Raw genomic sequence first — 8,286 nt, forward strand, 5'->3', positions numbered from 1 at the left:
TCCCAATCGGACATCGCGGCCTTTGCGTTTGGCAAGAGCGTTGGCGAGCTGGGTCAGGCGTTGCGTATGGTCACGCCGGAGGTGCATATGGAATCGCACCAGGTTCGGGGTGGTGGTGTGTTGCTTGCTCTTTGTTCGTCGCTGAGTGCGCTCACAGGCCAGGGGCCTTAGTGTCGGTGATAAGGATGAGCACCGTCTTGCGCTGGTCGCGGATATCCAGCTGCCTCGCTAAACCCTTGAGCACCCGCCACCTGTATCAGCGTGCTCGTCGTGGAGATCCTGCGTCTCGAGCCGCGCGTGCGAGGTGCCTGTCGCCACCAATGACCCGGCCAGGCACGCCTGCCGCTAATTTCGCCGGGTAAGACCGTACACGTGGTTCGCAGGTTCGAGATGACAGCTGCACGCTGCTGGACGACCACTTGGATGCGCATCGCGACGATCTGCAGTGCATGGAACCATCATGGCTGGGTTATGCCCAGCGGGGCGACGTGGCTAAGCCGCGGCCGCATGGCATGGCGGAGATTTAACGCCAGGCGCGCGACGAGTGACGGTTTTCCCGATGATGGCGATTGTGACTTGGTAAGGCTGTTGCGCTGTCCTACCGGCCAATGTTCCGTTAAGCCTGCAGGGCAGGCGCCGGATCCGGTGCAACGGCATTAGTAAGGTCTGCGTGTCATGGAAGCGCTTCGACCCGCCAGCATGACCCATACTGAAAGCTGCGATGGCGGTGGATCGCCTAGATAGTTAGTCTGCTACCGATAACGACGTCTGAATCACGAGAATCCCCATGAGCACCCCGAGTTCGCTGTCAGGCGTCAACCATCCTTTCAAAGGTATTGCACTGGTGGTCCTGGCGACCTTCCTGTTCGCCAGCCATGACGCACTATCCAAATACCTGTCCGGCTTCTATCCGGTGGTCATGGTGGTGTGGGCGCGTTATGTGGTGCACACCCTTTTGATGGCGGGCATCTTTCTGCCCCAGTCGGGCTTGCGGGTTTTACGCAGCAAGCGGCCAGGGTTGCAGGCATTGCGCGCGGTCTGTCTGCTGGGCTGTAGCCTGTTCTTCACCAGCGGCCTGCTGTATATCCCGCTGGCCGAAGCGACGGCGGTCAATTTCCTGGCCCCCCTGCTCGTCACCGCGCTGTCGGTACCCCTGCTCAAGGAGCATGTCAGCCGCGGGCAATGGGCTGCGGTGCTGGTGGGTTTCGTAGGGGTGCTCATCATCGTGCATCCGGGTGGCGATCTGTTCACCCCGGCCGTGCTGCTGCCGCTCTGCTCGGCGAGCTGCTTCGCGGCCTATCAGATACTCACGCGCCTGCTCAGCCAGTACGACACGCCAACCACCAGCAATTTCTTCACAGGCTTGCTCAATACCCTGCTGATGAGCTGCCTGGTGCCGTTCTTCTGGCAACTGCCGCAGTGGCACCATTTGCCGTTGATGCTGGCGCTCGGGGCGTGTGGCATGTTCGCTCATCTGCTGCTGACCAAGGCGTTCCGCCATGCCGCACCGGCGCTGCTGGCTCCGTTTGGTTATTGCCAGATCGTTTTCGCGGGGTTGCTCGGGTTGCTGGTGTTCGGCCATGACCCCGAGACCAGCGCCAAGGTGGGTATCGCAATCATCTGCCTGAGCGGCCTGGCCGCGGCCTACCAGCAGCGCCGCAAGCGCTGACCCCGAAATGCAAGAAGGCCCATCGAAGGCCTTCTTGTTTTACGCCTGTGCGCCGCTCAATGCGTGGTGTCGTTCAGGCTGCTGGTGCGGGCGGCGTCGTACTCGGCCTTGTCCATCGGCTTGGCGCCCGGCTTGCCCAGTTCGCTCATCGGGATCCGGTAGGTTTCCGGCGCGATGAAGGCAGCTATGGCGCACAGGCAGGTGATGCCGAATGCCAGGCCGCCGATCAGCCATGGGATGTTGTCCGATCCGGGCGGCGCCACCATGGCGAATACTGCAGGCAGCATGGCGGTGAGCATGGTGCCGATGTTCTGGGCGATGGCCATGGCCGATACGCGGTAGCGGGTCTGGAACAGCTCCGGGTAGAAGCTCGGGAACACCGCGTTGTAGCCCTGGTAGACCACGCCCCACATCAGCAGCGACATGATGAATGCCAGTGGCACGTTACTGATGCTGATTGCATACAGGTACCCGAAGGCCAGCAGACCCGAGCCCAGTGCACCGGTGATCATGGTCGGGCGGCGGCCGATCTTGTCGGAAAGGTTACCCACGAAGGGGATCACCAGCACCGCGACGATGTTGCCCACCACCGGAATCCACAGATAAACGCTCTTGTCGAAGCCGATTCCGTAGGCCGGTTGCACGGCGTAAGCGGCACCGAAGATGGTGGCCACCACCGGGATCACGTTCATCAGGGCCATGACCATGACCAGGAACATGGTCCGCCAGCTGGTGCTGAACGCTTCGGAGATCGGCGATTTGGCGATCTTCTGCTTGTTCTCTTCGTTGACGAAGGCCGGTGTCTCGTGGACTTCACGGCGGATGATGAACCCCGCCAGCAGCACGAAGGCGCTGAGCAGGAAAGGAATTCGCCAGCCCCAGTCGTTGAATGCTTCGCTCGGCATGAAGTAGGCCAGCGGCAGGAACACGGCAGCGGCAAGCACCTGGCCGGCCTGCACGCCCTGCAGCGTGAAGCTGGCGTAGAAACCTCGTCGCCCGAATGGGGCGTGTTCGAGAATCATCGAACTGGCTCCCGAGATTTCACCGGCTACGGCAAACCCCTGGATCAGACGCAGCACGACCAGCAAGGCCGGAGCGAGGAAGCCGATGTCGTGATAGGTCGGCAGCAGGCCGACGGCCATGGTCGAGATGCCCATCAGGAACATGCACAGCAGTAGCACGTTCTTGCGACCGCGGGTGTCGCCCCAGTGGCCGAGAACAAAGGCGCCTACCGGGCGGGCCAGGTAACCAACGCCATAAGTGGCCAACGAGGCAACGATGGCCATCTTCGGGTCGGTGTTGGGAAAGAAGATCTGCGGGAAGATCAACGCGGCAGCTTGCGCGTAGATGAAGAAATCGTAGTACTCCAGCGCTGAACCGACCCAGCCGCTGGCAGTGGCTTTCTTGGCTTGTGAATTCGAGGGCTTAGCCATCATGGTCTCCGTTGTTATTAGCGTGCTGAGCGAAGCGGCACCGGGATGCGGCTGGCCACAGCTCGAGGTGACCGGCCTTGGGGATGGCACCGGTCGACCCGCTTTCAGGATTATCGAGCGGAGTGTCGCGTGTCAGGGTTTGACGGACGCGGACGCAGTTGGCTGGGTAGGTGCCAAAAAGCGTGCGAATGGTAGGCGGGTATGCAAAGGCTTGGAAGTGAGCATGGGCGTACTCTTATTGAAATTGTTATGGCTGAAGCGGGGCTGTTTACCAGCCCGCCAACAGGTGCTTCACACTGCTGTGAGGGCATGGTGTTGCAAACCGTGAAATAGGGTCAATTCACTAAACCGCCTAGTGTTCGATAACCGCACTAAATACTAACTAGTTCGTACACTTTACATTGCTGACTCACCTGGGCGCGCGAATAATCGCTTCAAGCCCTGCAAATACGCCGCAGGGGATGGAGCGGCATGGCTGACCCCAGGCTCGAACGCCGTGTTGGCTACGCCGCTCCCGGATCCAGGCCATTGCACGATCCGCAGAGGTCGTTATCTACAAGGAGCTAAAGCATGCATCGCTCGATTGCTACCGTCTCGCTGAGCGGCACCCTGCCGGAGAAGCTCGAAGCCATCGCCGCTGCCGGCTTCGATGGCGTGGAAATCTTCGAGAACGATCTGCTGTACTACGCAGGTAGCCCGCGAGATGTGCGCAAGATGTGCGCCGATCTGGGCATCGCCATCACGCTGTTTCAACCTTTCCGCGATTTCGAAGGCTGCCGCCGTGATCGCCTGCAGCGCAATCTGGACCGCGCCGAGCGCAAGTTCGACCTGATGCAGGAGCTGGGCACCGACCTGGTACTGGTGTGCAGCAACGTCGCGGCCGACTCGCTCGGTGATGAAGACATTCTGGTCGATGACCTGCGCCTGTTGGGTGAGCGAGCCGGCGCACGCGGCCTGCGTATCGGTTACGAGGCACTGGCCTGGGGGCGCCACGTCAATACTTACCAGCAGGTTTGGAATCTGGTTCGTCAGGCTGATCACTCCGCGGTCGGGGTGATCCTCGACAGCTTCCATACCCTGTCGCTCAAGGGCGATCCGGCGGCCATCGCCGAGATCCCGGGCGACAAGATCTTTTTCGTGCAGATGGCCGATGCACCGCTGCTGGCCATGAACGTGCTGGAATGGAGTCGCCACTTCCGTTGCTTCCCGGGCCAGGGCGAGTTCGATCTGCCGGGCTTCCTGGCGCCGATCATCCGCACCGGCTATACCGGTCCGCTGTCGCTGGAAATCTTTAACGATGGCTTCCGCGCCGCTCCGCCGCGCGCCAATGCTGTTGACGGGCTACGCTCGCTTCTTTATCTGGAAGAAAAGACCCGGCAGCTACTGGCAGGGGATGCCCAGGCAGCGAACCTAGACCTGTTGTTCGACACGCCGCCAGCCAGCCGTTACCACGGTGTGGAGTTCCTCGAGTTCGCCGTCGATGAGGCGGCCGGGGCCAAGCTGTCCGGCTGGCTCGAGCGGCTGGGCTTCGCCAAGGCCGGCGAGCACCGCTCCAAGGACGTCAGCCTGCTGCGTCAGGGCGATATCAATATCGTGCTCAATGCCGAGCCGTATTCCTTTGCCCACGGTTTCTTCGAAGCCCATGGCCCTTCGCTGTGCGCCACGGCGCTGAAGGTCAAGAACAGTGCCGCGGCGCTGCAACGCGCTGTCGACTACCGGGGCCATCCGTATCGCGGACTGGTCGGCCCCAACGAACGGGAGATTCCCGCCATGCGCGCCCCCGATGGCAGCCTCATCTACCTGGTCGACCAGGCCGAGGCGGGGCAGACCATTTACGACAGCGACTTCAAACTGGACCCCGCCGCGGTACCGCCCGGAAGCCTGCAGCGTATCGACCATATGGCGCTGGCGTTGCCTGCCGAAAGTCTCGACAGCTGGGTGCTGTTCTACAAGAGTCTGCTGGACTTCGAGGCCGACGACGAGGTTGTGCTGCCCGATCCCTACGGCCTGGTGAAAAGTCGCGCGCTGCGCAGTCGCTGCAGCTCGGTTCGCCTGCCGCTGAACATCTCGGAAAACCGCAACACCGCCATCGCCCATGCACTGTCGAGCTACCGCGGCTCGGGCGTGCACCACATCGCGTTTTCCTGCGAGGACATCTTCAAGGAGGTCGAGCGGGCCAAGGAGGCCGGTGTTCCGCTGCTGGACATTCCCCTCAACTACTACGACGACCTGGCCGCGCGCTTCGATTTCGATGACGAGTTTCTTAGCGAACTGGCCTACTACAACGTGCTCTATGATCGCGATGCTCAGGGCGGCGAGCTGTTTCACGTGTACACCGAGGCCTTCGAGGAACGGTTCTTCTTCGAGATCATTCAGCGCAAGAATGGCTACGTCGGTTATGGTGCCGCCAACGTCGCCGTTCGCCTCGCGGCTATGGCCAAGGCACGCAGTGGTAGCGTGCGTCCGGCGAAGCTGTAAGCTGTGTTTGGGCGGATGCAGGCCAATAGCGGCATCCGCTTTGCGTCAGCCACGATAACAAGAGCGCCAAGATGAGTGATTCCATGACCACCACCCTTGAGGCTGCAAGCCCGGAACTCGCAGCGCCGCCGCGCAAGCCTCGCAAGAACAACCCGGAAAAGACACGGGAGAATATCCTGCAGGCCGCCATCACCGAGTTCGTTCAGCAAGGGTTGTCAGGCGCACGGGTCGATGCCATCGCCGAACGTACGGCGACCTCCAAGCGCATGATCTACTACTACTTCGGCAGCAAAGAGCAGCTCTACGTCGAGGTGCTATTGAAGTTGTATGGCGATATCCGCAGCACGGAGCACCGCCTGCATCTCGGTGAACTGGCCGCGCCCGATGCCATCCGCCGGCTGGTCGAATTCACCTTCGATCACCACGACCGTAATTCGGACTTCGTGCGCATCGTCTGTATCGAGAACATTCATTACGGCGAATACGTAAAGCAGTCGCCGGAAATCCGCAGAATGAGTGATGTGGTGCTGCAGGCGCTTGAGGAAACGCTCAAGCGGGGAGAGCAGGAAGGCCTGTTTCGCGAGGGGCTTACCACCGTTGACGTGCACATGCTGATCAGCTCGTTTTGCTTCTATCGAGTGTCCAACCGCCATACCTTCGGTGAGATCTTCCAGATCGACCTACCGGATGAGCAGGTCAAGCAGCGCCACAAGACCATGATCTGCGAAGCGGTGTTGCGTTACATCATGCGGTGAAAGGGCCGGTTGATCTGCCGCCGGCCCACGTGCATCAGGCGTTCATGCTGTGGAAGTGGTCGAGCATGCGTTGCGCGTCCGCTTCAACACCGCTGAACAGTTCGAATGCTTTCACTGCCTGGAATACCGCCATGTTGCCGCCGTCCAGCGTTCTGCAGCCAAGGGCTCGCGCTTCACGCAGCAGCTCGGTTTCCAGCGGGAAGTAAACGATCTCGGCTACCCAGAGGGCGGCACGCAACAGCTCTTTGGGGATCGGCATGCCTGGAAGCTTGGCCATACCCATCGGCGTGGTATTGACCAGCCCATCCGCGTTCGCCATTGCCGAGGCGAGGTCGCCACCCGCCTGAGCACGTTGTGAGCCGAAGTGCTTGTTCAGGCTGGCAGCCAGTGCCTGGGCGCGCGCGGGCTCAACGTCAAAGATGCTCAATTGCTCCACGCCTTCGCTCAGGAGGGCGTGAGCAACTGCTGCGCCTGCACCGCCTGCACCCATTTGCACGACCTGGTGGCGCGGCACGTCACCCAGGCCACGCCGGAAACCTTCCAGGAAACCCAGGCAGTCCGTGTTATGGCCAATACGTTTGCCGTCTTTGAACACAACCGTATTGACTGCCCCGATGCCCCTCGCTTCATCTGAGAGCTCATCGAGCAGGGGGATGATTGCCTGTTTGCAGGGGAAGGTGATGTTGAGCCCGGTAAAGCCCATGCGCTCGGCAGCGCTCAACAGGTCGGGGAGGGCGCCGCTATCGAGCTTCAATTGATCGAGGTCGATCAGCCTATATAAGTAGCGCAAGCCTTGGGCGTCTCCTTCATGCTCGTGCATGGCGGGGGTTCGCGAAGCCTGGATGCCGGCGCCGATAAGGCCGGCCAGGATGCCCTGGGTAGTGCTGGTCATGGGTTATTCCTTAACGAAGTGGCTGAAGTGCTGCAGGGCTGCGCGATAGCCACCGCTGCCCAGGCCGCAGATCACGCCCAGAGCGATAGGGGATACGAAGGAGTGGTGGCGAAAGGTTTCCCTTTTATGCACGTTGGACAAATGCACTTCTATTACCGGCAACTCGCAAGCGACCAGCGCATCGCGTATGGCGATTGAGGTGTGTGTCCAGGCTGCCGGATTGATCACGATGCCGGCGCAGCGGCCACGAGCCTTGTGAATCCAGTCGATCAACTCGGCTTCCTGGTTGGTCTGCCGGAACTCGATAGCCAGGCCCAGGGCCTCGGCAGTCTCCGCGCACAGCCTGGAGAGGTCGGCCAGGGTCTCATGACCATAGGTGGCTGGCTCGCGAGTGCCAAGCAGGTTCAGGTTCGGGCCGTTGAGGATGAGAATGATCGGAGCCATGGTGCTTCCCGTTGTTATTGTGCTGCCAGCCTGTGATGGCGCCTGTAAAAAATGTACTAACTGGTTAATTTGGTCAACTAGCTACCTGTATAAGTAGAAGGCAAAGCGTTCGATTATCGCGCACCGATCCATTTCGCAAGAAATCGAAAATAAACGGTTGACCAGAAAATGTGGGGGCCTATAATGCGCACCACTTCCGGCGCAGCCTGATCTGAAAACTCCTTTGGAAACAAAGAGTTAGACGAAAATAAGGGTTGCACAGACGGCGAATTCGAGTAGAATGCGCCGGCATCGACAGGGTGGTTTGAGTGGCTCTGTTGGTGGTTCGATCAGGTTTGATCGAAGGCGGTAAAGAGGGTGTTGACAGCGGTTTGTAACGCTGTAGAATGCGCCTCCCGCTGGAGAGAAGATGATCTGGTCGGGCGCTGCAAGGTGTTGAGAAGAAAGAAAAAATTCTTCAAAAACAACTTGACAGCAAATGAGGGTGCTGTAAGATGCGCGCCTCGGTTGAGACGAAAGACTCAGCCAACCGTTCTTTAACAACTGAATCAAGCAATTCGTGTGGGTGCTTGTGGGTTAAGACTGACTGATCGCAAGATTATCAGCATCACAAGT

General features: G+C 60.1%; 6 protein-coding genes. 3 read left to right on the forward strand and 3 right to left on the reverse strand.

Features of this window, described 5'->3' with window-relative positions:
* The first annotated feature begins 787 nt into the window (after nucleotides 1-787).
* Entirely contained in the window at nucleotides 788-1,669 is an 882-nt protein-coding gene (locus BM154_RS23335; protein WP_074890237.1) for a DMT family transporter, read from the forward strand.
* A gap of 56 nt (nucleotides 1,670-1,725) precedes the next feature.
* On the opposite strand, the gene BM154_RS23340 is transcribed toward BM154_RS23335, so the two are convergent.
* Complete coding sequence (locus BM154_RS23340; protein WP_074890240.1) at nucleotides 1,726-3,102, reverse strand: MFS transporter; 1,377 nt, start codon at nucleotides 3,100-3,102, stop codon at nucleotides 1,726-1,728.
* A 570-nt stretch (nucleotides 3,103-3,672) separates the two neighbouring features.
* On the opposite strand from BM154_RS23340, the gene quiC reads away from it, so the two are divergent.
* The gene (gene quiC / locus BM154_RS23345; protein ID WP_074890243.1) at nucleotides 3,673-5,580 is read left to right on the forward strand and encodes a 3-dehydroshikimate dehydratase QuiC; all 1,908 of its coding nucleotides are present in this window, start codon (nucleotides 3,673-3,675) and stop codon (nucleotides 5,578-5,580) included.
* Between the two features lie 71 nt (nucleotides 5,581-5,651).
* Nucleotides 5,652-6,335 (forward strand): TetR/AcrR family transcriptional regulator, encoded by a 684-nt coding sequence (locus BM154_RS23350; protein ID WP_074890246.1) that lies wholly within the window; start codon nucleotides 5,652-5,654, stop codon nucleotides 6,333-6,335.
* A gap of 34 nt (nucleotides 6,336-6,369) precedes the next feature.
* On the opposite strand, the gene BM154_RS23355 is transcribed toward BM154_RS23350, so the two are convergent.
* The gene (locus BM154_RS23355) at nucleotides 6,370-7,227 is read right to left on the reverse strand and encodes a shikimate dehydrogenase (RefSeq protein ID WP_074890249.1); all 858 of its coding nucleotides are present in this window, start codon (nucleotides 7,225-7,227) and stop codon (nucleotides 6,370-6,372) included.
* A 3-nt stretch (nucleotides 7,228-7,230) separates the two neighbouring features.
* Entirely contained in the window at nucleotides 7,231-7,671 is a 441-nt protein-coding gene (gene aroQ / locus BM154_RS23360) for a type II 3-dehydroquinate dehydratase (protein ID WP_074890251.1), read from the reverse strand.
* Between the last annotated feature and the right edge of the window lie 615 nt (nucleotides 7,672-8,286).

Source organism: Phytopseudomonas argentinensis, from assembly GCF_900113905.1.
Lineage (GTDB): Bacteria > Pseudomonadota > Gammaproteobacteria > Pseudomonadales > Pseudomonadaceae > Aquipseudomonas > Aquipseudomonas argentinensis.